Source organism: Pseudomonas sp. DC1.2 (genome assembly GCF_034351645.1).
Classification (GTDB): Bacteria; Pseudomonadota; Gammaproteobacteria; order Pseudomonadales; family Pseudomonadaceae; genus Aquipseudomonas.
Map to the genome: position 1 here is coordinate 2637010 of NZ_CP133782.1, position 24898 is coordinate 2661907.

21 protein-coding genes are annotated in these 24898 nt (G+C 58.2%); 8 read left to right on the forward strand and 13 right to left on the reverse strand.

What is annotated here, in order from left to right; genetic code table 11:
* Positions 1-85 precede the first annotated feature (85 nt).
* Positions 86-1111, reverse strand: coding sequence for a LacI family DNA-binding transcriptional regulator (locus tag RHM68_RS12040; protein WP_322223222.1), 1026 nt, complete (start codon positions 1109-1111; stop codon positions 86-88).
* A gap of 270 nt (positions 1112-1381) precedes the next feature.
* Here RHM68_RS12040 and RHM68_RS12045 point away from each other — a divergent pair, with 270 nt between their 5' ends.
* The 3 genes from RHM68_RS12045 (at position 1382) to RHM68_RS12055 (ending at position 7290) form a co-directional block, all read left to right on the forward strand.
* On the forward strand, positions 1382-2254 hold the full coding sequence (locus RHM68_RS12045) for a hypothetical protein (protein ID WP_322223223.1): 873 nt from the start codon (positions 1382-1384) through the stop codon (positions 2252-2254).
* A gap of 205 nt (positions 2255-2459) precedes the next feature.
* Positions 2460-4598 carry a hypothetical protein gene (locus tag RHM68_RS12050; RefSeq protein ID WP_322223224.1) on the forward strand — a complete coding sequence of 713 codons (2139 nt, stop codon included), beginning with the start codon at positions 2460-2462 and terminating at the stop codon, positions 4596-4598.
* Between the two features lie 253 nt (positions 4599-4851).
* Positions 4852-7290, forward strand: coding sequence for an autotransporter outer membrane beta-barrel domain-containing protein (locus RHM68_RS12055; protein ID WP_322223225.1), 2439 nt, complete (start codon positions 4852-4854; stop codon positions 7288-7290).
* A 109-nt stretch (positions 7291-7399) separates the two neighbouring features.
* Here the strand turns inward: RHM68_RS12055 and RHM68_RS12060 are convergent, their stop codons facing one another.
* From RHM68_RS12060 to RHM68_RS12075, 4 genes are all read right to left on the reverse strand, one after another.
* The gene (locus tag RHM68_RS12060) at positions 7400-7843 is read right to left on the reverse strand and encodes a hypothetical protein (protein WP_322223226.1); all 444 of its coding nucleotides are present in this window, start codon (positions 7841-7843) and stop codon (positions 7400-7402) included.
* 417 nt (positions 7844-8260) lie between these two features.
* A complete protein-coding gene (locus tag RHM68_RS12065) occupies positions 8261-8902 on the reverse strand; it encodes a DUF1345 domain-containing protein (RefSeq protein WP_322223227.1) in 642 nt (213 codons plus the stop codon).
* A 187-nt stretch (positions 8903-9089) separates the two neighbouring features.
* Entirely contained in the window at positions 9090-12188 is a 3099-nt protein-coding gene (locus RHM68_RS12070) for an efflux RND transporter permease subunit (RefSeq protein WP_322223228.1), read from the reverse strand.
* 14 nt (positions 12189-12202) lie between these two features.
* Entirely contained in the window at positions 12203-13360 is a 1158-nt protein-coding gene (locus tag RHM68_RS12075) for an efflux RND transporter periplasmic adaptor subunit (RefSeq protein WP_322223229.1), read from the reverse strand.
* A gap of 276 nt (positions 13361-13636) precedes the next feature.
* Between RHM68_RS12075 and RHM68_RS12080 the strand changes: the two genes are divergently transcribed.
* Both RHM68_RS12080 and RHM68_RS12085 read left to right on the forward strand, forming a co-directional pair.
* On the forward strand, positions 13637-14338 hold the full coding sequence (locus tag RHM68_RS12080) for a response regulator transcription factor (protein ID WP_322223230.1): 702 nt from the start codon (positions 13637-13639) through the stop codon (positions 14336-14338).
* Positions 14339-14342: 4 nt separating this feature from the next.
* Positions 14343-15650, forward strand: a complete 1308-nt coding sequence (locus tag RHM68_RS12085) for an ATP-binding protein (RefSeq protein ID WP_322223232.1) — start codon at positions 14343-14345, stop codon at positions 15648-15650.
* 40 nt (positions 15651-15690) lie between these two features.
* On the opposite strand, the gene pncA is transcribed toward RHM68_RS12085, so the two are convergent.
* The 4 genes from pncA to RHM68_RS12105 all read right to left on the reverse strand — a co-directional run bounded on the left by pncA (position 15691) and on the right by RHM68_RS12105 (position 18239).
* A complete protein-coding gene (gene pncA, locus RHM68_RS12090) occupies positions 15691-16332 on the reverse strand; it encodes a bifunctional nicotinamidase/pyrazinamidase (RefSeq protein WP_322223234.1) in 642 nt (213 codons plus the stop codon).
* Positions 16333-16381: 49 nt separating this feature from the next.
* Positions 16382-17158 (reverse strand): transcriptional regulator, encoded by a 777-nt coding sequence (locus RHM68_RS12095; protein ID WP_322223236.1) that lies wholly within the window; start codon positions 17156-17158, stop codon positions 16382-16384.
* Positions 17155-17640 carry an RNA polymerase sigma factor gene (locus RHM68_RS12100; RefSeq protein WP_322223773.1) on the reverse strand — a complete coding sequence of 162 codons (486 nt, stop codon included), beginning with the start codon at positions 17638-17640 and terminating at the stop codon, positions 17155-17157. The genes RHM68_RS12095 and RHM68_RS12100 overlap by 4 nt, the downstream gene beginning before the upstream one ends.
* Before the next feature lie 68 nt (positions 17641-17708).
* Positions 17709-18239 (reverse strand): tetratricopeptide repeat protein, encoded by a 531-nt coding sequence (locus tag RHM68_RS12105; protein ID WP_322223238.1) that lies wholly within the window; start codon positions 18237-18239, stop codon positions 17709-17711.
* A 291-nt stretch (positions 18240-18530) separates the two neighbouring features.
* Here RHM68_RS12105 and RHM68_RS12110 point away from each other — a divergent pair, with 291 nt between their 5' ends.
* Together RHM68_RS12110 and nudC are read left to right on the forward strand one after the other, a co-directional pair.
* Entirely contained in the window at positions 18531-19343 is an 813-nt protein-coding gene (locus RHM68_RS12110) for a crotonase/enoyl-CoA hydratase family protein (RefSeq protein ID WP_322223240.1), read from the forward strand.
* Between the two features lie 6 nt (positions 19344-19349).
* Complete coding sequence (nudC, locus tag RHM68_RS12115; protein WP_322223242.1) at positions 19350-20180, forward strand: NAD(+) diphosphatase; 831 nt, start codon at positions 19350-19352, stop codon at positions 20178-20180.
* Here nudC and RHM68_RS12120 read toward each other — a convergent pair.
* Together RHM68_RS12120 and RHM68_RS12125 are read right to left on the reverse strand one after the other, a co-directional pair.
* On the reverse strand, positions 20148-20927 hold the full coding sequence (locus RHM68_RS12120) for a TSUP family transporter (RefSeq protein WP_322223245.1): 780 nt from the start codon (positions 20925-20927) through the stop codon (positions 20148-20150). The two genes, nudC and RHM68_RS12120, sit on opposite strands and share 33 nt — an antisense overlap.
* 102 nt (positions 20928-21029) lie before the next feature.
* The gene (locus RHM68_RS12125; protein WP_322223247.1) at positions 21030-22268 is read right to left on the reverse strand and encodes an acyl-CoA dehydrogenase family protein; all 1239 of its coding nucleotides are present in this window, start codon (positions 22266-22268) and stop codon (positions 21030-21032) included.
* 264 nt (positions 22269-22532) lie between these two features.
* On the opposite strand from RHM68_RS12125, the gene sfnG reads away from it, so the two are divergent.
* Positions 22533-23627 carry a dimethylsulfone monooxygenase SfnG gene (sfnG, locus tag RHM68_RS12130; RefSeq protein WP_322223248.1) on the forward strand — a complete coding sequence of 365 codons (1095 nt, stop codon included), beginning with the start codon at positions 22533-22535 and terminating at the stop codon, positions 23625-23627.
* 110 nt (positions 23628-23737) lie between these two features.
* Here sfnG and RHM68_RS12135 read toward each other — a convergent pair whose 3' ends face one another.
* The gene (locus RHM68_RS12135; RefSeq protein ID WP_322223251.1) at positions 23738-24217 is read right to left on the reverse strand and encodes a nuclear transport factor 2 family protein; all 480 of its coding nucleotides are present in this window, start codon (positions 24215-24217) and stop codon (positions 23738-23740) included.
* A gap of 52 nt (positions 24218-24269) precedes the next feature.
* Complete coding sequence (locus tag RHM68_RS12140; RefSeq protein WP_322223253.1) at positions 24270-24833, reverse strand: TetR/AcrR family transcriptional regulator; 564 nt, start codon at positions 24831-24833, stop codon at positions 24270-24272.
* Between the last annotated feature and the right edge of the window lie 65 nt (positions 24834-24898).

Consider the following 24898-nt stretch of genomic DNA (forward strand, 5'->3'; position numbering starts at 1 on the left):
TACCTCTGAAACCGGTTTCATTTTTGTTCGAAAAAAGGGATCAATGAGTAAGGTGTTCTTGAGGGCCGCGAAGGTCTCAGAGCGATCAACCCTGCACTCCGAATGTTGATCCGCGCACCACCAGCCGCGGCGAAAAATCCAACATCCGCACCGGCCCGGTATCCCCGCGCAACCGCTTGAGCAAGCACTCAAACGCACTCGCACCAATCTCCGCCGTCGGCTGGGCAAGGGCAGTAATCCCGCTGCCTACCAACGGATACCAATCGAGATCATCGAGCGCGATCAGCCCAATCTCCTCAAACAGGTTGCACTTCAGCTCGCGCAACGAATGGGTACTGGCCAACGCCGCAATCCCGTTGGCGCAGAACAGCGCTTTCGGCCCAGGGCCGGGTGTGTCGAGGAAGGTTTTCAAACGTGACGTCAGGTCGCTGCCAGTTTCGACCACAGCACCTTGCAGCGCCGCACGCTGATCGATCTGTGCCTTGAAACTGCTCACCCGCTCAACCCGCGAACTGGTGCCGTCGAACGGCTCAGTCACCAGCAACACATCGCGGTAGCCGCGCTCTTCAAGGTGGGCAAGGGCCATCTCGATGGCGGCCGGATTATCCAGCCCGACCAAATCGCTCTCGAGCTGCTCAACCTTGCGATCCACCAGCACCAACGGCATTTCCCGATGCAGCTCCCGCAGCTCATCACGGTGATGGCCCAGGGTATTCACGATCAGACCTTCGATGTTGTACGAACGCAGCAACGCCAGGTGCTGACGCTCCTGCTCGTCATCGCGGTCGGTGTTGCACACCACCAGGCTGTAGCCGTGCTGGCGGCAAGCGGTTTCCACGCCATGCATCACGGCAATCGAATAAGGGTTACGGATATCGGCCACCAGCATGCCGATCAGGCGGGTTCGCCCGCGTTTAAGACCACGGGCCATTTGGTTGGGGCGGTAGCCCAATTCGCTGATGGCTTGTTCGATGCGCAAGGCAGTGTTGTCGGAGAGCAGGGCGCGGTCGTCGCCGATAAAGCGCGAGACGCTGGCCTTGGACACGCCGGCGTGTTCGGCGACATCGAGCATGGTGACGCGGCTGCGCTGGGCGGCGGAGAAATCGTTCACGGCGGGGCGACCTTGTTATTGGAATTATTTGAGTTTCAGTTTGTATGGGGCTGAAACCGGTTTCAGAAAACCTCACAAGGCAGCGCTGCGTCAAGCCTGCTTTTGCATAGATTTACTCAAAAACGCCGCGAAAACCGACAAGCGGTCAGGAAATCTGTCAGATCTGACAGTAGGCAGCCTCTGCGTTTGACCGTCTAATTTCCTAACTGAGGAACAGAAAAAAAAGGCTTTAAATACACGCAAAAAAGCCGACGTGACGGAGTGAGGCAGATGGTTTCTAAAGAAGACTCAAGCAGCGCTGCAATGTCATCCGGCGTCGGCGTGCTGGCATTTCCGCTGACGATAGATGGCGTCGATCCTGGCGATCCGCTGCAACTGATTCCTGCGGGAGCCTCTACCACCGGCGCGATACTGAGGATTCCACCCTGGGCTCCCTCCACCATCGCTGGAAGCAGCGATCTGCTGGAAATATGGGCGCTCGAACCTGGTGCCACGGCGGAAGTCCTGTTCTACAGCAATCTGTTTTCTGTACCGGTCGAGTTTCCCTCATCGATTGATTTGTCTGCTCAATACTTGCAGCGTGCCGGTCAAATCCAATTGAGATATCGCGTGACGCTGGGTGATAACCAGAATGACGACTCGTCCGCGCCACAACGGTTCACCGTCAGTCCTCCCGTTGTGGTCAATCTGCTGGCACCGCAATTTATAGTGGAGTCGTCACATAACGATGATTTTGAAATCTGGGGCTATCTGAACTGCAGAGTGGTGCCTCGTCTATGGGATCGGGTGCTACTGCAGGTGCCTGCTCAACCCGGACGCTTTGAGGTCAATGACGAATTAATTCTGGATTGGCAGGGTTTCAGAAACCTCAACGGTACCGACCCCATTGCGGGCACTGCGGGACGGTTTTCCAAATTTTTGACCCAGGCAGAGGCCAGCTCTCTTACCGGTTTCATTTTTGTAGTGGGTAGCGACAAGTACATTCAATACATCGAGCCCATTACGTTCGGTTCAGCACAAGCCTTTTATACGGTGTACCGAGGCGGCGTCCCGCTGGGCCGTTCACGAGCAGACACGGTACGAATTGATCGTAAAATTTCAGGGGAAGGGTTGTGTGATGCGAGCTTTGATCCTTACCCCTGAACAATTGGGCAACGCAAGTAAATAGACACGTAAATACGCGTGAACATTTATACCTTACAACCCTTGCACGACATCCATGCCGAGTGTTGTACAGGGTGCTGAATAACTATTCAGCTCTCGGAGCATGCAGTTTGAAGTTGCGCAGTTCTCCATGAAATAAACGCCTGTACAGATCGGCAATAAAATCATCGATGGAGACACTCAAATGAATCAGAAATTGAATGATATTGGCGTTCTCGCGGAACAGCCGCAAGTCATAGGTAATCTGGCTGATGGCCGTCTGACCTATAAGCAACTGAGAGAAGATGGCACGATAGAAGTTACACTATCAAATATCGCAGACGATGACTCAACACGTGTAGAACTTCAAATGTTTGCAATAGGTGGGTCTCCGATCCCTGAGTCTGAACTTTTCGTTGTTGCCAGCAAGGATAAGGCAACCGAACCAGGAGGCGTGTGGAGTTTCCCCCTGGTGTTCACCGTCGATGTCAGGGGGCTCTTCGATGTGTTTGATGCAGCGGGTAACTATGTGGGACGCGAACTGGCGTTTGTTGTTTATGAACCCAGTGGCAACCCCGACACATCAAGCCCACACGCCGTTATTTTTGTCGATCTGACAGCGCCATGGCAGCGGCAGCCGGGAACTGGCAATCGCACGGGAGCCCGGCCGCCACCCCGGCTAGCCAGCACACCGCCAGTGCCCACCGTCATTAATGATGCCTGGCTTAATGACCCTGCCAACGCGGGTGGTTTAAACCTGGTCCTCTCGACGGCTTATACAAAGTTTGAAGCGGGCGTGGATCAAGCGACGGTCTATATTTCCCGACAAACGACTTACTCGCTCATGCGCGCTGAAACACCGGCCTATGCAGGGCCATTAAATGCCGGTGGTATTGTCAACGTGCCCCTGGCCTTCCTCAGGTTGTTGATCGATGGCAATCATTTTATTGCCTACGACCTCAGGGATGGCCCTGGAAATATCAGCAACAACTCTCTGATCACCCCCGTGTTTCAAGTGACCAAAGCGCCAGCCCCCGTACTCGGCCTACCCAGGATTCCGGTGACCGGGACAGATGGCAATACTCCCATTATGCTCTCGACCGTAGGCGCTCCGCCGCCCTCGCGCGCAGTGATGGAAATTGATATTCATGGCACCTGGTTGCCCGGTGATCGCATCATCCCTTACATGCAGAGCGTGAACACCTCCAACCAAGTGTCGTTGCCGGAGCAACCGGTTCCCGCCCCCGGCGGCGCCACCGTAATGCGCTTCGAGCTGGGCTACGACAAAATGAATGAGGTCTTCGACGGCGACGATGGCCAGGACGAAGTTCAGTTCGAATACTGGTATGAGCTGGCGCGCAGCTCTATTACGCCCAATCCTACTTCAAGATCGGCATTCGGACTGGTTGACTTCTCTTACGCCGGCCCCGAACAGCCAAACTTGCCGGACCTCCAAAACCCGAACATACCGACGGTTATCGTGCAGGGAGCAGGCACTGCAACTCCGCCTCCGAATACGCTGGGGCCAGAGCAGGCAGGCCTGGATGCACAAATGCAGGCCCCGCTCATTTCCACCCCAGAGCGGCCGGTTACCGGGCGCGAAATCTATACGTTTTATTACCAAGGCAAGCAAGTGGGCGTTCGCAGCCCAACGGCCGGGCAAACCACCCCTGTGACCTGTCCGCTGCCATGGCAGACCATCCGCGATGAGGGTAATGGCACGGGCGTTAATGCAAGAAAGGCCTATGTAACCATCGAGTTGCCGGGGGGCAACAACGTGATGCGGCAGACGCCGGATACCAATGTGAACGTCACGGCGATCGTCATCAACTTGCCGGTACCGCAGGTGATTGTTTCGGCGTACATGTTGGTTGTTCCTGGCCAGACGCCTATCCTCGTACCTGAGCGAATCGCTACTTTGGTCAACTGTCCATCCCTGAATCATCCTGCTGTGGTAGGTGGAGCCGCTCCACCCTATCTGCCGCGCCGACTGCGTATCAGAATCCGCCGCGACATCAATATTCCGACTGGGACACCCGTGACGGTCGCGTTTGAAGGGCGCACGACAGATACCTTGACCGGTGCGCTGATTACTGGCACTGAAATGACCGTAACGCAGAACATGCCGGCGACGGGAGATCTGGAGGTCTTTCTCACGGATTATCCCAGGATCCGACTTATCCAGTTGCCGCCTACGGGGATCCCTCCACAGCGTCCAGCCAATCGATTCGCACGCATTGCGTACACGGCCAATGGTGTTACGGCAGTCGTCACTCTAACGGTTTCACTGTTGAACTCCAGCCTGGTGTATTGCGAGCAGGAGCGTCCGGAACCAACGCCTTGATTTGACTGGAAACCTGATTTCCCGCCAATGGGAACAATGTCTTTATTGTTCCCATTGGACGGGAATTTTAATTCGGCATAAAAAGCACTATTTCCTAAGAAGCTATCAGAAAAATCGCACGCAATAAGGGATATGTCCTACAGCGTATGAAGAAGGCAGATCTTAGTATGGCGGCCGTTTACAAGTTTGGCTCATTCACTAAGCGTCTTTGGAGTTAACCTCTATCCGAGACGCATTCGCGCAGGAAGTTGCTATGTCGTCTAGATTAATCCAAGTTTCCAAGGTAGGGGGCGATGCACTTGTTGCGTCCATTGTCGTACTTTTTACTGCCTCTATTGTCCAGGCGGCTAATTTACCGCCCAATACTTCGCAGACCATTGACGCTTCAACTCCGGTGGAAACCTGGCAACTGCAAAACAACGCGTTACTGACGGGCACTAACGCCCAAACATTGCAAATCACCGCCGCGGCTGGCAGCACCGTTAACCTGACCGGCTCGGCAGTTAACTCTGCGTCGGGACAAGGTATTACTTTGAGCAGTGCTACGGCATTGCTAAACAACACCACCGTGATTAGTAACGCCGGCATCGGTATAGCGGGCCTGCGAAATGTACAGAGCCCTGGCGGCTCGCGGATCAGCTTGAGCAACAACAGTATGGCGCGCGGTCTGCTTGGAGGCGTTGCAGGCAACCGTTTCAGTGATATCTCCATTCAAAACTCCACAGTGCAGGGCACCGGCGCGACGAGTTTCGGCGTGCGTTTGCTTGAAGGCTCCCTGACTGCCAGCGGCAGCAGCATCATCGGTGGGCAGAACGGTATTATCGTTGGCAACGATACAGCGGCCGCAAACGTTACCCCAAGCTCCATCATCCTGGATGGCACCCGAGTGGAGGGCACGACAGGTTCTAGCATCATTGTTGGCTACGCTCCCCAAACCACTCAGGCGCGCGCCAATATCGAGGTTCGCAACGGCTCGACATTGGTCAGCGGCAACAACACAGTGGTGCAAGTCAGTAACGGTGCTTCGGCGACGCTGCTGGTCGATAACAGTGCCTTGACGGGCAATGTCGTGGTCGATCAGGGCAGTTCCGGTAGTGTGACTTTGCAAAATAACGCATCGCTTACCGGTGACATGCAAAACGTCAACACCGCCACGCTCAACAATCAGGCCCAGATGCGGGGCAATGTACTGGGGGCGAACAGTGTTTTGATCGACAACGGCTCGACGCTGACGGGAAACCTGCAAGACATTGGCAGCGCGACGCTCAACCATCTGAGCAGCATGACCGGCAACGTCACAGCAGCGTCGGGTTCGGCCTCCAGCCTGACGCTGGACAATGGTGCGAGTTTGACTGGCCAGGTCAATAACGTTGCCAATTTTTCCATCAGCAACCAGGCTTTGTGGCAAATGACTGACAACCAGTCAGTCAACAACCTCACGCTTGATGGCGGCCGAGTGCGGCTTGGCAGCAATCAGGAATATTTTCAGTTAAACGTCGCGAATCTGTCCGGTAATGGCACGTTCGAGATGAATACCGACTTCAACCAACGCATCACGGATCTGTTGAACGTCACGGGCAGCGCATCAGGCAGTCATCAGTTGCTAGTGGCGAGCAGTGGTGCCGATCCGACGAGCGACGTGCCAATCAAAGTCGTACAAACCGCAGGCGGTAGTGCCCAGTTTGGGCTGGTCAACGGCCCGGTCGACGTAGGTGCGTTCACCTATGGTCTGGTCAAGAAGGGGGAGGATTGGTATTTGCAATCCGACAGGGAGGTTGTCAGCACTCCGACCCGTTCGGTTTTAGCGATATTTGGCACGGCCCCGACCTTGATCTACGGCGAAATGGCCACGTTGAACAACCGTATGGGCGACCTGCGGGTCAATGGCGGGCAGACCGGTGGCTGGGTTCGCAGTTTTGGCAGTCGCTACAGCATTGGCGGTAACGCCTATGGTGGTGGTTATAGTCAAACCCAGGCCGGCATTTCGATGGGGGTTGATACGCCGGTGCAGATCGCTGGCGAGCGGGTGTTGCTCGGTACATTTGTCGGCTATAGCAAATCCAATCTGGATTTGAGCCGTGGCAGCTCAGCGGAGATCGGCAGTACATCGCTCGGTGTGTACGGCACCTGGCTGGGTGACAGTGGTTACTACCTGGATACGTTGGCCAAGCTCAACCGTTTCCGCAACGAAGCGAAGGTCGCGTTGAGCGACGGCACCCAAACCAAGGGTAATTACAACAACCTGGGCGCAAGTGCATCGGTGGAATTCGGTAAACACATTGAGCTGAACTCTGATTATTACATTGAGCCATTCACCCAATGGCAGCTAGCCGCTGTGCAGGGCAAGGGCTACAGCCTCGACAATGGCCTGCGTGCGGATGCCGATACCACTCGGTCCATGCTCGGGAAAGCGGGCATCAATGCGGGACGCAGTATGACCCTGGCCAATGGAAGCAAACTTCAACCTCACCTGACGGTCGCCGCGGTACGTGAGTTCGCAAGAAATAACGAAGTTCGCGTCAACGACAACACGTTCAATAATGACTTGTCCGGCAATCGTGTTGAACTGGGCGCCGGCGTTTCCTGGACGCTGAACGACCGCTGGCAACTTCATGCGGAAGTCGATACCAGCAAGGGCGATGGTGTGACGAAAGACTATGGCTTAAACATGGGTGTCCATATGCGTTTTTAAGAGGTGTCCAGTCCTGTCATTAGCTAAAAAGGTGTAAGCGTTATTCAGGACGAGACAGAGGCTATAAAAAAGGGAAGTATTAACTTCCCTTTTTTATTTCGGCATCTGCTCAACGTATTGGTAATTTGAGTTTGAAATCGCCTTTAATAATGCCGTTCTTATCCCCCCGCCCATTAATATCAACAGTGACGTTGAAGCTGCCACCCAATTTGCCGTCCAGTGGTGGGTCCAAAGTGACAGTGCCTGAGATCGCCTCAGAGATAGCCCCGTCAACGTTCATGCTGAACGAAACGTCAGACTCGCCGCCCACTGGGTAAGTGGCTGAAGCCAGTGAATCAGGAAGGGAAATAGCAATTTCCCTGACGGCGATAGTGACTCCCTGACGAGTCAGCAGAACAGGACGCTCTACGGCGGTCAATTGTGTGAGGTGGATGGCGTCATTAGTGATGAAAAAAGCCGACGTCGCAATGAATTCCGGGAACTCAATAGAGCTGCTGGAGGTACGAAAGTGTTCGCCGGGGGCGAAGCTAAGGGTTTTCACAATTATATTCATGTGGAGGCTCTCCGATACTTTAAGTAGGGTATCCAAAGGCCGTCTACGTTGACCTTAATTCTGGATGAACAATAGAAGCGCCAATCAGGGTGGCTTGTAAACTGTAAGATCTAACAGTTTACAGTGGGCGCGAAGTGTGTCGGCAAGAGCATCGAGTTATTGAATTAACTGACGCCGGATTATAGCGTTGACTTAGGCAGTGACGCCTGAGGTAGCCGAACAGCAGCGAGCAACAATAAACCCATGCTGTAGTTGAAGAATCTCTGTGCATTGAGGGCAACAGAACTTCGGAGCGGGCGCTCTGGCGGACAATTTTCAACTCGCCGCCGTGCAAGGTCTGGTAGGCCAGGTTGATCCAGTTGTGCGATTAAATAGACGCCTGCAACCTGCAAGCGGCCTGGAACGCTTATGCAGCCACTAACCGAACAGTCCCGCCGCGATGTTGATCGAAAATCCGAGAATTGCCGTGTTGAACACAAAACCGATCAGCGATTGCGCCAACACAATCTTGCGCAGGGAGCGGGTGGCCACGCCGACATCCGCCGTCTGCACCGCGACGCCGATGGTGAACGAGAAGTACAGAAAGTCCCAGTAGTTGGGGGTTGTCAGGCCCTCGGCAAACCGCAGCGCCGGCTCCTTGCCGTCCCAGGTGTAAAACAAACGGGCGTAATGCACACTGAAAATCACCCCGATCAGCAGCCACGAGCCAATCACCGTCGCGGCGGTAAAGGCGTAATGCAGCAGCTTGCGCGAAGTGTCCAGATCTTTGGTGCCAGCCAGTTCGAAGGTGATGGTCGCCAGGCTGGCAATCGCCGCAATGCTCACCACGAACAGCACTAGCCCGGCGTTTTCGTCTTCGATCTCAGCGATTCGCTTCACGTCCGTGGCCTTGGCGCGTGTGATGAGCCAAAGCATCAAAACCAGGTACGTCCAGACCCCGGCGTTCCAGCCGATGAGGATTTTGCTGATGATCGAATCGGCCGGGGCCAGAATGCCGACGGCGATGCCGAGTGCGGCGGCGGCCGAGAGGCGAGGGTGGGTGCGGGCGAGGAGGGACATGGAGGCTCGAGGGGTCAGGACTTTGCAACACATTAGCCCAGCACGATGCGTTGTGACCACCCAGCTGAAACTTGTGAGATGCCCGGTGGGAGCCGCCTACTCGCAATAGCCGTGTAACAGTCAACGTGAATGTTGATTGTTACGTCCCCATCGCGGGCACGCTGGCACCCACAGGCGCAGGTATGGTTTACAACGCTTTATGGCGCTTGCGCACCAGTTTCATCACCACCACAAAAAACACCGGCACAAACAGCACCGCCAATGTCGCGGTAATCATCCCGCCGATCACCCCGGTGCCGATGGCTTGCTGGCTCGCCGAACTGGCCCCGGTGGCGATTGCCAGCGGCACCACGCCAAGGATGAAGGCCAGCGACGTCATCACAATCGGCCGCAATCGCAGGCGCGCGGCTTGCAAGGTGGCGTCGATCAGGTCGTGGCCTTCGTCGTAGAGGCTCTTGGCGAATTCTATGATCAGAATCGCGTTTTTCGCCGACAGCCCGATGATGGTAATCAGCCCGACCTTGAAGAACACATCGTTTGGCATCCCGCGCAGGGTTACCGCCAGCACGGCGCCGAGCACGCCGAGGGGCACCACCAGCAGCACCGAGGTCGGAATCGACCAACTCTCATACAGCGCCGCCAGGCACAGGAACACGATCAGCAGCGACAAGCCGAGCAGAATCGGCGCCTGACTGCCCGACAGGCGCTCCTGCAATGACAACCCGGTCCACTCCTGACCCAGGCCCGGCGGGCCTTGGGCGACCAGCCGTTCAATTTCCGCCATGGCTTCGCCCGTGCTGTGACCGGGTGCCGGTTCGCCGGAAATGCTAATCGCCGGGTAGCCGTTGTAACGGGTCAGTTGCGCTGGGCCCTGGGTCCATTTGGCTTGGACGAAGGCCGACAGCGGCACCATGTTCCCGGCGTTGTTACGCACGTGAATCTTCAACAGGTCCGCGACCTGACTGCGTTGGTCGCCTTCAGCCTGGACCACCACTCGCTGCATCCGGCCCTGGTTGGGGAAGTCATTGATGTAGGCCGAACCGACAGCGGTGGACAGGACGCTGCCAATATCGGCAAAAGAAATGCCCAGCGCGTTGGCCTGCTTGCGGTCCACTTCGAGCTGTACCTGGGGCGCTTCGGCCAAGGCACTTTCGCGCACATTGATCAGGATTGGGCTTTTCTCGGCCGCGGCCAGTAGTTGCTCACGGGCCTGCATCAGCGCGGCGTGGCCGAGGCCGCCGCGATCCTGCAAGCGGAACTCAAAGCCACTGGAGGTGCCCAGACCATCAATGGGTGGCGGTAGCACCGAGAAGGCCACCGCGTCCTTGATCTGACTGAACGCGAGGTTGGCGCGGTCGGCAATCGAACTCGCCGAGTCAGCACTGCCGCGTTTCGACCAGTCCTCCAGCGTGGTGAAGGCCAACGCTGCGTTCTGGCCGCTGCCGGAGAAGCTGAAACCGAGAATCACCGTGGTGTTGCCGACGCCCGGTTCCGTGGCGTTGTGCGCTTCGATCTGCTCAACCACCTGCACTGTGCGGTTCTTGCTCGCACCGGGTGGCAACTGGATGTCGGTGATGGTGTAACCCTGGTCCTCCACCGGCAGGAACGAGGAGGGCAAGCGGCTGAAACAAACGCCCAACACAATTAGCAGCACGCCGTAGATCAATAGGTAGCGGGTGCTGCGTTTCAGCGCGTAGGCAACCCAGCCTTGATAGCGCACAGTCAGCTGTTCAAAGCGCCGGTTGAACCAGCCGAAAAAACCGCTTTTTTCGTGATGTTCTCCCTTGGCAATCGGCTTTAGCAACGTGGCGCACAGCGCCGGGGTCAAGGTCAGGGCTAGGAATGCTGAAAACAGAATCGAGGTGGCCATGGACAGTGAGAATTGTTGGTAGATCACCCCGACTGAACCCTGCATGAACGCCATCGGAATAAACACCGCCACCAGCACCAGGGTGATGCCGATGATCGCTCCAGTGATCTGGGTCATGGCTTTGCGCGTCGCCTCCTTGGGCGACAGGCCCTCGGTGACCATGATCCGTTCTACGTTTTCGACCACCACAATGGCGTCGTCCACCAGAATGCCGATGGCCAGTACCATGCCGAACATGGTCAGCACGTTGATGGAGAACCCCAGCGCCAACATGGTCGCAAAGGTGCCCATCAGGGCCACGGGCACCACCAGCGTTGGTATCAGCGTGTAGCGGACGTTTTGCAGGAACAGGTACATCACCGCAAACACCAGCAGCATCGCTTCGCCGAGGGTGTAAATCACTTTGGTGATCGAGACCTTGACGAACGGCGACGTGTCATACGGAATTTTGTACTCCACGCCAGCGGGGAAGTAGCGCGAAAGTTCATCCATTTTCGCTTTGACCCGCGTCGCGGTGCTCAGCGCGTTGGCACCGGGTGCCAGTTGCACGCTGACGGCCGTCGATGGGTTGCCGTTCAGGCGAGTGGAAAACTGATATTGCTGGCTGCCAATTTCAACCCGCGCTACATCGCCGATGCGCACCGTCGAGCCATCTGGATTAGCCTTGAGCACAATGTCGGCGAACTCTTCGGGCGTCGACAGTTGGCCTTTGACCAGAATGGTCGCGGTAATTTCCTGGGTGGTGCGCGTCGGCAGGTCGCCGATGCTGCCCGCTGCCACCTGCGCGTTCTGGGCGACGATGGCGGCGTTGACATCGGCCGGGGTCAGGTTGAAACCGATTAGTTTCTGCGGATCGATCCAGACCCGCATTGCCCGCTCGGCGCCATACAGTTGGGCTTTGCCGACCCCGTCCAGGCGCTTTATTTCGTTCATCACGTTGCGCGCCAGGTAATCGCTCAGCGACACGGCATCGAGCTTGCCGTCGGTGGACGTCAACGTGATCAGCAACAGGAAACCGGAAGAGACCTTCTCGACTTGTAGACCCTGTTGCGTGACCGCTTGAGGCAGGCGCGATTCGACCATTTTCAGGCGGTTCTGCACATCCACCTGGGCCATTTCCGGGTTTGTCCCCGGCTGGAAGGTGGCGGTGATGGTGGCGCTGCCGAGGCTGCTTTGTGACTCGAAGTACAGCAGGTGATCAGCGCCGTTGAGTTCTTCCTCAATCAGACTGACCACGCTCTCGTCCAGTGTTTGTGCTGACGCGCCGGGGTACACGGCGTAGATTTCGATTTGCGGCGGCGCGACCACCGGGTATTGCGCCACCGGTAACTGTGGAATGGCCAAGGCCCCCGCCAGCAGGATGAACAGCGCAACCACCCAGGCAAACACCGGGCGGTCGATAAAGAACTGCGGCATAAAAAACGTCCTGCTTACTGACCAGAAACCTGGGCAAGTGGAAGAGGGGTGTTATCGACCTGGACTTTTTCGCCGGGCTTGGTGTGTTGCAGGCCTTCAATGATGATGCGATCACCGGGCTTGAGGCCGCCGGTGACGATCCAGCGATCGTTCTGCACGGCGCCCAATTGCACGGGCTGCTGGCCGACACGGCGCTCGCTGTCGATCGTCAACACATGAGCAATGCCGGCACTGTCACGTTGGATGGCCCGTTGCGGCACGCTGATGCCTTGCTGGTTCAACGCTTGCTCCAGGCGCACGCGAACAAAGCTGCCGGGCAGTAAATCGAGGTCCGGGTTGGGGAATTCACTGCGCAGGATGATCTGACCCGTGCCCGGATCGACGCTGATATCCGCAAACAACAGCTTGCCCGGCAGTGGGTAGAGGCTGTCATCGTCCTGAATCAGCGTGGCTTTGACCTGATCCTGGCCGACCTGCTGCAACTGCCCGGAACGGAAGGCCCGACGCAGTTCGTTGAGCTCGCGGGTCGATTGGGTGAGGTCGGCGTGGATCGGATTTAACTGCTGAATCACTGCCAGCGGCGTGGTTTCGCTCTGCCCGACCAATGCACCCTCGGTGACGAGCGCCCGCCCGATGCGCCCGGAGATCGGCGCAGTGACAGTGGCGTAACCAAGGCTCAACTTTGCCCGCGCGACGGCTGCCTTGTTGGCGGCAACGTCAGCGGCGGTCTGCCGGGCACTGGCCTGGGCGTTGTCATAGTCCTGGCCACTAATGGCATTGCCTTCGATCAACTGGGCATAGCGCCGTTCCTGCAATTTGGCCTGGAACGCGTTGGCCTCAGCCTTGCGCAACGCCGCTTCGGCACTGTCGAGGTCCGCTTTGAACGGCGCCGGATCGATGCGAAATAACACATCGCCTTTATTCACGTCGCTGCCTTCACGGAACGTGCGCTGCAAGACCACACCCGGTACTCGGGCGCGCACTTCGGCAATGCGCGGTGCGGCAATTCGCCCGCTCAGCTCGCTGTTGATCGACAGCGGTCGGGCTTCGATGGTCTCGATGCGCACGGCGGCCAGCGGTGCCTGCGCGTCGGTCGTCGTGGACTTGTCACACCCGCTCAGCGTCAAGGCCAGTGCAAACAGGCTGAGCGTGGCCAGCAGATTATTTGACATGTGAATACCCCAATAATGACCCCGGCATCCTACGGGGAGGGCACGAGGGTAGCGGTGAAGCTTTGTAGGCGCTGTGTGAAATTGTGTAAGGGTTTTGCTCTTAGGCGCGTCAGGGCGTATATCCTTGGCCGCTTGAAACTTTTTGCAACTGTCATGCCGCTTTCGCGAGCAGGCTCGCTCCCACAGGATTTTGTGAGTACCCCAGATCCAAGGCGGGAGCGAGCCTGCTCGCGCAAGCGATGTATCAGACGCCACAGCACTTTCTGGAAACACCCCATGCCCAACATCCTGCTGGTCGAAGACGACACCGCGCTCTCCGAACTGATTGCCAGCTACCTGGAACGCAACGGCTACTGCGTCAGCGTGATCAGTCGCGGTGATCATGTGCGCGAACGGGCAAGGGTCAACCCGCCGGACCTGGTGATCCTCGATCTGATGCTGCCCGGGCTCGACGGTCTGCAAGTCTGTCGCTTGTTGCGGGCGGATTCGGCGACGCTGCCGATCCTGATGCTCACCGCGCGCGACGACAGCCACGATCAGGTGCTCGGCCTGGAAATGGGCGCCGATGATTACGTGACCAAACCCTGCGAGCCCCGCGTGTTGCTGGCGCGAGTACGCACCTTGCTGCGCCGCAGCAGCCTTGGCGAACCGCTGACTGCCAACGACCGCATCCTCATGGGCAACCTGTGCATCGACCTGTCCGAGCGCACCGTGACCTGGCGTGATCAATTGGTGGAACTCTCCAGCGGCGAGTACAACTTGCTGGTGGTGCTGGCCCGGCATGCCGGCGAGGTGCTGAGCCGCGACCAGATCCTGCAACGCCTGCGCGGCATCGAGTTCAATGGCACTGATCGTTCAGTGGACGTGGCGATTTCCAAGTTGCGACGCAAGTTTGATGACCATGCCGGCGAGGCACGCAAGATCAAGACGGTGTGGGGCAAGGGCTACCTGTTCAGCCGCTCCGAGTGGGAATGCTGAGTCGATGTTCAGGATACTGTTTCGCCTCTATCTGGTGACGATCGTCTCTTACAGCGCGGCGATCTATCTGGTGCCGGACTTCGTGGTCAAGGTCTTCCATGAGCGCTTTGTCACCTACAACCTCGATTACTCGCGCGGTTTGCAAAGCCTGATCGTCAAGCAGTTCAAAGCGGTGCCCACTGCGCAATGGCCGGCCCTGGCCGCTGAGATGGACCAGGACTTCCAGCCGCTGGACATCGTGCTAACCACTAACGACGATGCCGATTTCACCCTGGAGGAGCGCGAGCACTTGCAGCTTGGCGAGAACGTGGTACGCATCGGTGATTGGGGGTGGCGCACCTTGGCCGTGGCGCCGCTCAATCAGCAGATCGCGGTGAAAATGGTCGTGCCGCCGGACCCGCTGGACGTTAATTTGCTCTACTGGGGCATCAACGTACTCATCGGCGCGACTTTGCTCGCCTGTCTGCTGGTTTGGTTGCGTGCGCACTGGCTCGATCTGGAACGCCTCAAAGGCACCGCCGAACGCTTTGGCAAGGGCCATTTGACCGAGCGCACAAAGATTTCCAAGAGTTCGAATATTGGCAGCCTTGCCAACGTGTTTGACACCATGGCCGCTGACATTGAAAGCCTGCTCAACCAGCAACGCGACTTGCTGAACGCGGTTTCCCACGAACTGCGCACGCCGCTGACACGCCTGGATTTCGGCTTGGCCCTGGCCTTGTCCGACGACTTGCCGGCCACCAGTCGCGAGCGTCTGCAAGGGCTGGTCGCGCACATTCGTGAACTCGATGAGCTAGTGCTGGAATTGCTTTCTTATAGCCGCCTGCAAAACCCGGCACGATTGCCGGAGCAGGTTGAGGTGTCACTGGATGAGTTTATCGACAGCATTTTGGGCAGCGTCGATGAAGAATTGGAGTCACCGCAAATCGTCATCGATGTTTTATTGAACGGGCAGCTTGAACGCTTCACCCTTGATCCGCGGCTGACCGCGCGGGCGATCCAGAACTTGCTGCGCAACGCCATGCGCTACTGCGAAAAACGCATCCAAATTGGCGTGCAAGTCTGCCCCAAAGGCTGCGAAATCTGGGTGGACGACGATGGTATCGGTATCCCGTATGACGAGCGGGAGCGAGTATTCGAGCCGTTCTATCGCCTTGACCGCAGCCGTGACCGTGCCACCGGTGGTTTTGGCCTCGGCCTTGCCATCAGCCGGCGCGCACTGGAAGCCCAGGGTGGGACGTTGACGGTCGAGGCCGCGCCGCTGGGCGGCGCACGGTTCCGGTTGTGGTTGCCGACGCCTCCCGTGACCTGAGCTGACACGCCAACCGCTGTCTTTTGGTCAGCAGGATTGGCTAGTCGAGCAGTGCGGTTGATTGAATCAACTCGACCCCCGCCACCTGCATTCGCTGGATCGCCAACGCCCGCGACCCCTCAAGATCAATCGCGCGACACGCATCCATCACCACGCACGCGTTGAATCCGGCTGCCCGTGCGTCCAGCGCTGAGAACATCACGCAGAAATCCAGTGCCAACCCGACCAGGTAAACGGTGTCGATGCCGCGCTCTTTCAAGTAGCCGGCGAGCCCGGTGGTCGTTGTGCCGTCGGCTTCCACAAACGCAGAGTAACTGTCGATGCTCGGGTTGTAGCCTTTGCGCAAGATCAGTTGCGCATGAGGTAGATGCAGATCCCCATGCAACGCCGCACCGTGACTGCCTTGAACGCAATGCTCGGGCCATAGAGTCTGCTCGCCGTAAGGCAATTGTGTGCGCTCAAAAGGCTGGCGCCCTGGATGACTCGAAGCAAACGACGCATGCCCGGCCGGGTGCCAGTCCTGGGTGATAATCACCTGCTTGAAGTGCCTGCCCAGGCGATTGACCAGCGGTACGATCGCGTCGCCTTCGGGCACCGCCAGTTGGCCTCCAGGGATGAAGTCGTTTTGCACGTCGATGACTAACAATGCGCTGCGCGGCGAGTGAGCGGGTACAAGGGTCATGAGGTGGGGTCCTGTGTAAGACTGGCGAGCAGCATAGTCTCAACCACCCTCAGCTGTTAAGTCGGCTGCGTAACAGTTTGGCCCTGTCGTCCAGCTCCGCTGTCGGGGTATGCCCGATCACCATCCACGCGTGGTCGATGTCTGCCCAAAACACCACATTCATCCCGTGAAGACGTTCATGCGCAGACGGCTGGCTGCCGCTGTTGGACAGCGTGATACACAGCGCCATTGGGCCGTGTGTCGGGTCCAGGTAGGTGATCTGGGCGATGGGCACACCGTCGTATTCGAGCAGTTGCGCACGCTTGAGTGTGATGTTTGGCAGCGCCAGTTGCGCAGGCGTCAGTTTCAGGTGCAGTGGCGTTGAGACGGTATGCAATTGCGCACGTTGCGCCGCTTCATCGCTGGGCAAGTGTTCGAGGGTTTGCGGCACGTAGAGTGACATGTAGTCCGCCACCCGCCGCCGCCAGGTGATTTTCTGCTGGCTCAATTGCCAGCCGAGGAACACACGGTCTGCCACCACGCTGCTCACCACCAGCGCGGCCGCCGCCGCCACAAACCAGCGCCGGTTCAGGGCGGGGCGAGCCGGGCTGGGCAGGGTGTCGAGCATCGCTTGCAGGCGATCGACCGGCGCCTGTTGGCCCAATGCGTCATAGGCCGGCTGGAATGGCAAGCTGCTGCGATTCAGCCATTGCAGGCGCAGGCCGAGCATCGGATCGTCGCTGACGGCCGCGTCGATAAGGGTGCGCTGTTCGTTGTCGAGTTGGTCGTCGAGGTAGGCCACCAACTGTTCATCTGACGGTATCGTTGGCCGTGAGGGATCGTTCATCGACGTTCTCCCGTGAGTGAGCTTGGCACCGCGTGCAGCGGCGGGTACTCCGCAAGTTTCAGGCGGGCAGTGGACAGCCGGCTCATCACGGTGCCGATGGGTATTTGCAGCACCTCGGCCACTTCGCGATAGGACAAGCCTTCGACATACGCGAGGTACACCGTTTCGCGCTGCGCCTCGGGCAGGGCGTCAACGCGCCGGATCACTTGTGCAGCCAGCACATGGGTTTGCGCGGCGTATTCTCCGTCGAACGACAAAGCGTCATCGGCGTTCACCCATCCTTGCCCCTGACGCACTCGCCGCGCGCGAACTTCATTCAGCCAGATCGAATGCAGAATGCTCAGCAGCCAGTGGTCCATCCGCGTGCCTGGGACAAATTGCCCGGCACGCTCAAGTGCCCGCACGCAGGTGGCTTGCACCAGGTCTTCGGCGACGTGCCGTTGCCGGGACAGCAGCAGGCCGTAGCGCCATAAACGCGCCAGGTGTTGGCCAAGCTCGGTTCTTAATGCCTGATCGCTGGCGATAGCGACCTCCGTGCAATAGGGGGGTGTCAGGTTTTCGATGAGCCGTTGATGGCTTCGGCCAGGTCCTGGTATTCCTCGCAGGTGCTGCCGCAAATGGATTTGATCTGCTGCAATTGCGCCTGAGCCAGATCGAGTCGACCTTTGATCACGTAGGCTTCGCCCAGGTACTCGCGCACCTGCGCGTACTGCGGGTCGAGTTTGACCGATTGCAGGTAATAACCGATGCCTTCGTCGGTGCGGCCAAGTTTACGCGTTGCATAGCCGCGATAGTTGAGTGCCTTGGCGGTGTTGGGTTGCTTGAGGGTGTCGAGCAAGGCCAGCGCTTCTTCGTAGCGTCCGTCCTTGGCCAGGCGGTAAGCGTAATCGGTGCGGTCCGCGTCTGGCACCAGGCGGCTGGTTTGCAGTACACATTTTTTGCTTTTGCTGTCCCAGACCTGGCCTTTGGGGCAATTGGGTTTGGCTGGCGCGCTCTCATCACCGCTGGCGAGCGCCAAGGGGCTGGCCAACGCGGCGACCAGTAACAGCGGGGCGCTTAAAACTGCAATTCGGAGGTTCATGGGCAATGCTCCACAGGGTGATGCGTTTCAGGTCGATTCACGCGTCGGCAACATCCGGCGCCAGTGTCATCGTCAAAGCCGTCAGACAAGCGAACACGTCAGGGAGAACAATTATTCATTTCTTTCTGCCGGTGTTTATAGCAAAAGCACAAGTCCGACGGCGAGGGGGGCGATCTTGAGCACTCAGGTCTGGCCCCAGTCCCGCATTTGGCCGAACCACTGCCTTACTGCCGCAGGCGATGCCTTGTTATAGTTCGGGCCTCATTTTTTGCCCGGCCAAGGATCATTGCCATGCCTCAATACACTGCGTTCACCGTCGAGCTTGCCGACAAAATCGCTCATGTGCAGATCAATCGTCCGGAAAAAATCAACGCCATGAACGCTGCGTTCTGGAGCGAGATTCTCGAGATTTTTCAGTGGATCGACGACACCGACGAGGTGCGGGTGGTGGTCCTGAGCGGTGCAGGCAAACACTTTTCTTCGGGTATCGACCTGATGATGCTGGCTGGCGTCGCCAATGAGTTGGGCAAAGACGTTGGGCGTAATGCGCGCCTGCTGCGGCGCAAGATCCTTGCCCTGCAAGCCTCGTTCAACGCCGTCGACAACTGCCGAAAACCGGTACTCGCAGCGATTCAGGGCTACTGCCTGGGCGGCGCCATTGACCTGATCGCGGCCTGCGACATGCGTTACGCCGCCGAAGACGCACAGTTCTCGATCAAGGAAATCGACATCGGTATGGCCGCCGATGTTGGCACCTTGCAGCGCTTGCCGCGAATCATCGGTGACGGCATGCTGCGTGAACTGGCTTACACTGGTCGCCAATTTGGTGCCGAGGAAGCGCGCGGCATGGGCCTGGTCAATCGTGTCTACAGCGACACTGCCAGCCTGCTCGACGGCGTGATGGGCATTGCCCGCGAGATCGCCAGCAAGTCGCCGATCGCGATCACCGGCACCAAAGAGATGATCGGCTACATGCGCGACCATCGCATCGACGACGGTCTCGAATACGTCGCCACGTGGAACGCCGCCATGCTGCAATCCACCGATTTGCGCGTGGCCATGGCCGCCCATATGAGCAAACAGAAACCCGAATTTCTGGACTGATTAACCATGACCTCACGCTGGACCACCGCAGTATTGGACACCGATCAACCCGGCGGTTGGGCCGTGGCTCGCAGCCCCGAAGGCTTTTTGTTCGATGACAACGGCGCGCTGTTCCCTCGGGAATGGCTAAAGCGCCAGGACCTGTCGATCCTTGCTGAACACGGCATCGGCCACCTCGATGGTGAGCCGGTCTACCTGCTGGAGTTGCGCAGCCACAGCGAAGTGCCCGGTTGCAACTGGAAAGGCCTGCGGGCGTTTATGCTCGAAGGCGATCACACGGTGTACCGGGTTCTCGGTTACGCCGCCCAGATCGGCACCTGGTACCGCGAACACCGTTTTTGCGGCAACTGCGGGCAGGCGACACAGCAGGTTCCTCGTGAGCGGGCGATGTACTGCGAGCCCTGCAATATCCGTTATTACCCGCGAATCTCGCCGAGCATGATCGTACTGGTCACCCGTGGCGATGAAGTGTTGCTGGCCCGTTCGCCACGTTTTGTCACTGGGGTCTACAGCACGCTGGCCGGGTTTGCCGAGCCGGGGGAGTCGGCGGAGGAGTGCCTTATTCGTGAGGTTCGCGAGGAAGTGCAGGTCGAGGTCAAGAACATCCAGTACCTGGGCAGCCAATGCTGGCCGTTTCCGCACTCGATGATGCTGGGGTTCCACGCCGAGTACGCGGGTGGCGATATCGTGTGCCAGGAAGACGAGATCGAGGACGCCCAGTGGTTCAACATTCACGCGATGCCGCCGTTGCCGGCATCACGTTCGATTGCCCGTTACCTGATCGACGTCTATGTGGCGCGGCGTTTAGGTCACGCTGAACCAGTGTTGCCAGGCTAACCGCACGGTCAAACCCAGCACCACGGTGATGAATACCGGACGAATGAATTTGGCGCCGCCGCTGATCGCGGAGCGTGCGCCAAAGAAGGCGCCGACCATCACCGACACGCCCATGGACAGGCCAATGACCCAATCCACTTGCCCAGAGAATACGAACACTGACAGCGCTGCAATGTTGCTGACAAAGTTCATGCTGCGGGCCACGCCGCTGGCCTTCACCAGGTCGATGGGGTACATCAGCATGCTGCTGACGGTCCAGAACGCACCGGTTCCTGGCCCCGCAACGCCGTCATAAAAACCGAGGCTGAAGCCTTGGGTCGATTGCCACTTTTTCTTGATCGGCGCGTCGCTGTCCAGTGGTGCTTTCGGCGTGCCACCGAACAACAGGTAAATGCCACAGGCAAACACGATCACCGGCAGCATTTTGTTCAGCCATTGCGCCGGCAAGTAATGCGCAACCACGGCGCCGGCCAGCGCACCGACCAATGTGCCGACAATCGCGTGTACCCACTGCCTGGGATGGAACAGCTTGCGACGGTAGAACGTAAAACTGGCGGTGGCTGAACCGAAGGTCGAACTCAGTTTGTTGGTGCCCAGTACCAAGTGTGGCGGCAGACCTGCGGTCAGCAACGCCGGGGTGGTCAGCAAGCCGCCACCGCCGGCAATGGCGTCGATGAAGCCGGCAATGAAAGCAACGAAAGCCAAAATGGCCAAGGTGGTGAGGTCAACGCTGAGTTCGAAGGGCATGGAGTCGGCTTATTCGGCAGGGCGCAGAAAGTGAGCTGCGGCAAAGGCCGACATCTTACCCATATCCATCTACTGCGGCGACCCGTCTGACCGCACGCTACATTACGTGGTCTGCGGCCCATTCCCGATTTGCCAAACAAACGGCGGCTCAGTCCCGTTAATCACCCAATCCCCCACAATTCGCGCCTTGTAGATCACCGGATTATGCGACGACACCGTTCGCGCATTACGCCAATGGCGGTCCAGGGATTTACCTTGACGAATATCCGAAGCCCCGAGCGCATTAAACAGTTCGCTGGTCGCGCGCTGGATCAGTTCAGTCACCACCACCTGAGCTTTCGCCGATTCAATCTCAGCCGCGACATTCGCCGCGCGCTCCATCACTTCATCCCCCGAGAATCGAGCCTGATACGCCCGCTGCGCAGGTTGTGCCGCTTTCAAGGTGCTGGCCTCGGCGGCATACACCAGTGCTGCAATTTCCCCGACGACTTGTTGCACCTGCGAATCCTGGCTGACGTGCTGGGCATTGCCGTGGCTGTAAATACGTTTGCGCTCGCGCACCTGATGCGCCACATCGCGTAACGCAGCCCGCCCGATACCGGCCAGCGTCGCGAGCAGCACCAACTGATAAAACGCCGTCTGGTATTTGAAGCGGGTGGCGAAATCGATGATGTTCTCGACGTCTACCTCGGCGTCGATAAAGCGCGACGTGCCGCTGCCCGTGGTGCGCTGGCCGAAACCGTCCCAGTCGTCACTTTGCACAATGCCAGGCTGGCGGGTGCGCACGGCTGCAATCACCTCGCCGCCGGTGTCGCTACGCTGGGCGTAGACGTCGATCCAGTCGGAAAAGATGCTGCCGGTGCTGTAGAACTTCTCACCGTTGACCCGCCACTGATCGCCGTGCGGCGAGACTTTGGTGATCACATCGCCGATCGCCACGCTGCCGATTTCGGTCCAGGCGCAGCCGACGATGTCGCCCGCCACGAAGCGTTTGAACCAGACGTCCCGGCCGGGACCGGGGGCGGCGTTCAGGCGATCCTCGGCAAAGGCGAAGTGCCCGCGCAAGGCCTGAGGTACGTTGGAATCAGCGTCGGCCAGCTCGATCAGCAGTTCGAACAACTGCGGTAACGAAGCACCGCCACCGCCGTACTCAACGGGTACGCGCACAGCGCCGAAACCGGCGTGCTTGAGCCATTGAATGGGCTCGTAAGGCAGGCTGCGAGCCTGTTCGCGCTCGACAGCGCCAGCGGCGATACGCTCGAAGATTGGCCGAAAGCGCGCGGCCAGCGCGTCATAGTCAGTACCGGTAGACAGTGGATTGATGACGAGGTGTTCGGTCATGGGATATCTCCTGGGTCGGCAGTAAAAGACTTCGCGTCTGCCCAGTGCGATTGCACGGTCCATGCCGGGTCCGCCAGCCCTGTCATTGCTGACTGGGCGCTTGCGTGCGGCGGCCTCAACTGTTGCCTGGCGAACACTGCATCAGCAAATCGTCCGTAGAACTCACAATAGAACCCTTTCAAACACCCGAAAACCGGGGGTTTTGGCACTGGCACGGTTGCTGCTCTGGTCCAAAGACTTCCACAAAATTGCGAGGACAAACCAATGAGTCAGCAAGCCGTCAAATTTGCCTACTGGGTACCCAACGTCAGCGGTGGTCTGGTGGTCAGCAAGATCGAGCAACGCACCCACTGGGGCATCGATTACAACCGCAAACTGGCGCAACTGGCCGAAGACGCCGGTTTTGAATACGCCCTGACCCAGATTCGTTTTACCGCCGGGTACGGCGCTGAGTTTCAGCATGAATCGGTTGCCTTCAGCCACGCCTTGCTGGCCGCTACCACCACACTCAAAGTGATCGCCGCGATTTTGCCCGGCCCCTGGCAACCGGCGCTGGCTGCCAAGCAACTGGCGACTATTGATCAGCTCACCAATGGCCGGGTGGCGGTGAATATCGTCAGCGGTTGGTTCAAGGGTGAATTCCAGGCCATCGGGGAACACTGGCTGGAGCACGATGAGCGCTATCGCCGCTCCGAGGAGTTCATTCGCGCCCTCAAAGGCATTTGGAGCCAGGATAACTTCACCTTTCGCGGCGACTTCTATCGCTTTGACAATTACAGCCTCAAGCCTAAGCCGCTGGGCCAGCCGGAAGTTTTCCAGGGTGGCAGTTCGCGCGCGGCGCGAGACATGGCCGCCAGAGTCTCGGATTGGTACTTCACCAATGGCAATACGCCGGAGGGCATCAAGGCGCAGGTTGACGATATCCGTGCTAAAGCTGCGCTGAATAACCATTCGGTGAAAGTCGGGGTGAATGCGTTTGTGATTGCCCGCGATACCGAGGAAGAAGCATGTGCAGTGTTGGCGCAGATCATCGATCAGGCCGACCCCGAGGCGGTCAATGCCTTTGGTGACGCCGCGAAACAGGCTGGCAAAGCATCGCCGGAAGGCGAGGGCAACTGGGCCAAATCGACCTTCGAGGACCTGGTGCAGTACAACGACGGCTTTAAGACCAACCTCATCGGTACGCCGCAGCAAATTGCCGAGCGCATTGTGGCGTTGAAAGCCGTGGGCGTGGACCTGATTCTGGCGGGGTTCCTGCACTTCCAGGAAGAGGTGGAGTATTTCGGTAAGCGCGTATTGCCGTTGGTGAGGGCGCTTGAGGCCAAGGCCAGCGTGAAGCCGCAAGCGGTTGTCGCCTGAACGGTGGGAGCGTGGCGTGCCCTGGATGACGGTTTCACCTTCAACATTGATGTTGCCTGTGACGTCGTCATCTTCGGCAAGCCCGGCTCCTACAGTGGATCTTTGTACGTTTATAGACCGAGGTCCGACAGGCTCGGATGATCGTCAGGCCGGCGCCCCAACGGCCAGTGAAATTTGCGCTCGGCGTCCTTGATCGGCAGGTCGTTGATGCAGGCAAACCGGCTCGCCATCAACCCGTTGTCATCGAATTCCCAGTTTTCGTTACCGTAGGAGCGGTACCAGTTGCCCGAGTCGTCATGCCATTCATAGGCATAACGAACGGCGATACGGTTGCCGCTAAACGCCCAGAGTTCTTTGATCAGCCGGTAGTCCAGTTCCCTGGCCCATTTACGGGTCAGGAAGCCTTTGGCTTCTTCGCGGTTGTGGACGAACTCGGCGCGGTTACGCCACTGGGTGTCCAGCGTGTAGGCCAGGGATACTCGCTGCGGGTCGCGGGAGTTCCAGCCGTCCTCGGCCAGACGAACTTTTTCAATGGCGGTTTCGCGGGTAAACGGCGGCAAGGGCGGTCGAACTTCGGCATTGGATGACATTTAAATGTCTCCTTATCAACGTTGAAACACGGGGTCGGATTTTATTAAACGGTTATAGATCCAGTAACTTTCGTGCCATGCAGTGCGCATTATCGGCGGCGCTGTGATCACCCATCACGCGGGCTACGGTGATGGCGCCCTCAATCAAAATCAGCAGCTGTTTAGCCAGTACCTGCGGCTCGGTAGCGCCCTGTTCGGTACAGAGTTCGCCGACATAATCGAGCAACTTCTGTTTGTGGTCTTTGGCCAACCGCCGAACCGGGTCTTGCGGGTCACCGATTTCGCCGCTGGTGTTAATGAAGGCGCAACCCCGAAAGCCTTCCGAAGCGAACCAGGCCTTGAGCACGGTAAACAGGTTGAGCAGTCGGGCGTCCGGGGTCGGGGCTTGGTCGACTTCGCTGCGAAACCAGTGCATCCAGCGCACATCGCGCCGTTGCAGGGCTGCAACGGTGAGTTGCTCTTTATTGGCGAAGTAACGGTAGATACTTTTCCTGGAGACACCGGCGGTTTTCACCAGAAGGTCCATGCCAGTGGCTGCGATGCCATTTTTATAGATCAGTTTTTCGGTGACGTCGAGGATGATGTCGCGTGTTTCATTGCTGTTGATTTTGTTCATGCGAAAAACAGTAGAACGATCATTCTTCTTGGTCAAGCGGCTTTTTATTGATCATCCCGTCGTCG

Coding starts and splice junctions, on each gene's coding strand:
- RHM68_RS12045 (WP_322223223.1), top strand. CDS start 1,382: ATGGTTTCTAAAGAAGACTCAAGCAGCGCTGCAATGTCATCCGGCGTC.
- RHM68_RS12050 (WP_322223224.1), top strand. CDS start 2,460: ATGAATCAGAAATTGAATGATATTGGCGTTCTCGCGGAACAGCCGCAA.
- RHM68_RS12055 (WP_322223225.1), top strand. CDS start 4,852: ATGTCGTCTAGATTAATCCAAGTTTCCAAGGTAGGGGGCGATGCACTT.
- RHM68_RS12060 (WP_322223226.1), bottom strand. CDS start 7,843: ATGAATATAATTGTGAAAACCCTTAGCTTCGCCCCCGGCGAACACTTT.
- RHM68_RS12065 (WP_322223227.1), bottom strand. CDS start 8,902: ATGTCCCTCCTCGCCCGCACCCACCCTCGCCTCTCGGCCGCCGCCGCA.
- RHM68_RS12070 (WP_322223228.1), bottom strand. CDS start 12,188: ATGCCGCAGTTCTTTATCGACCGCCCGGTGTTTGCCTGGGTGGTTGCG.
- RHM68_RS12075 (WP_322223229.1), bottom strand. CDS start 13,360: ATGTCAAATAATCTGCTGGCCACGCTCAGCCTGTTTGCACTGGCCTTG.
- RHM68_RS12080 (WP_322223230.1), top strand. CDS start 13,637: ATGCCCAACATCCTGCTGGTCGAAGACGACACCGCGCTCTCCGAACTG.
- RHM68_RS12085 (WP_322223232.1), top strand. CDS start 14,343: ATGTTCAGGATACTGTTTCGCCTCTATCTGGTGACGATCGTCTCTTAC.
- pncA (WP_322223234.1), bottom strand. CDS start 16,332: ATGACCCTTGTACCCGCTCACTCGCCGCGCAGCGCATTGTTAGTCATC.
- RHM68_RS12095 (WP_322223236.1), bottom strand. CDS start 17,158: ATGAACGATCCCTCACGGCCAACGATACCGTCAGATGAACAGTTGGTG.
- RHM68_RS12105 (WP_322223238.1), bottom strand. CDS start 18,239: ATGAACCTCCGAATTGCAGTTTTAAGCGCCCCGCTGTTACTGGTCGCC.
- RHM68_RS12110 (WP_322223240.1), top strand. CDS start 18,531: ATGCCTCAATACACTGCGTTCACCGTCGAGCTTGCCGACAAAATCGCT.
- nudC (WP_322223242.1), top strand. CDS start 19,350: ATGACCTCACGCTGGACCACCGCAGTATTGGACACCGATCAACCCGGC.
- RHM68_RS12120 (WP_322223245.1), bottom strand. CDS start 20,927: ATGCCCTTCGAACTCAGCGTTGACCTCACCACCTTGGCCATTTTGGCT.
- RHM68_RS12125 (WP_322223247.1), bottom strand. CDS start 22,268: ATGACCGAACACCTCGTCATCAATCCACTGTCTACCGGTACTGACTAT.
- sfnG (WP_322223248.1), top strand. CDS start 22,533: ATGAGTCAGCAAGCCGTCAAATTTGCCTACTGGGTACCCAACGTCAGC.
- RHM68_RS12135 (WP_322223251.1), bottom strand. CDS start 24,217: ATGTCATCCAATGCCGAAGTTCGACCGCCCTTGCCGCCGTTTACCCGC.
- RHM68_RS12140 (WP_322223253.1), bottom strand. CDS start 24,833: ATGAACAAAATCAACAGCAATGAAACACGCGACATCATCCTCGACGTC.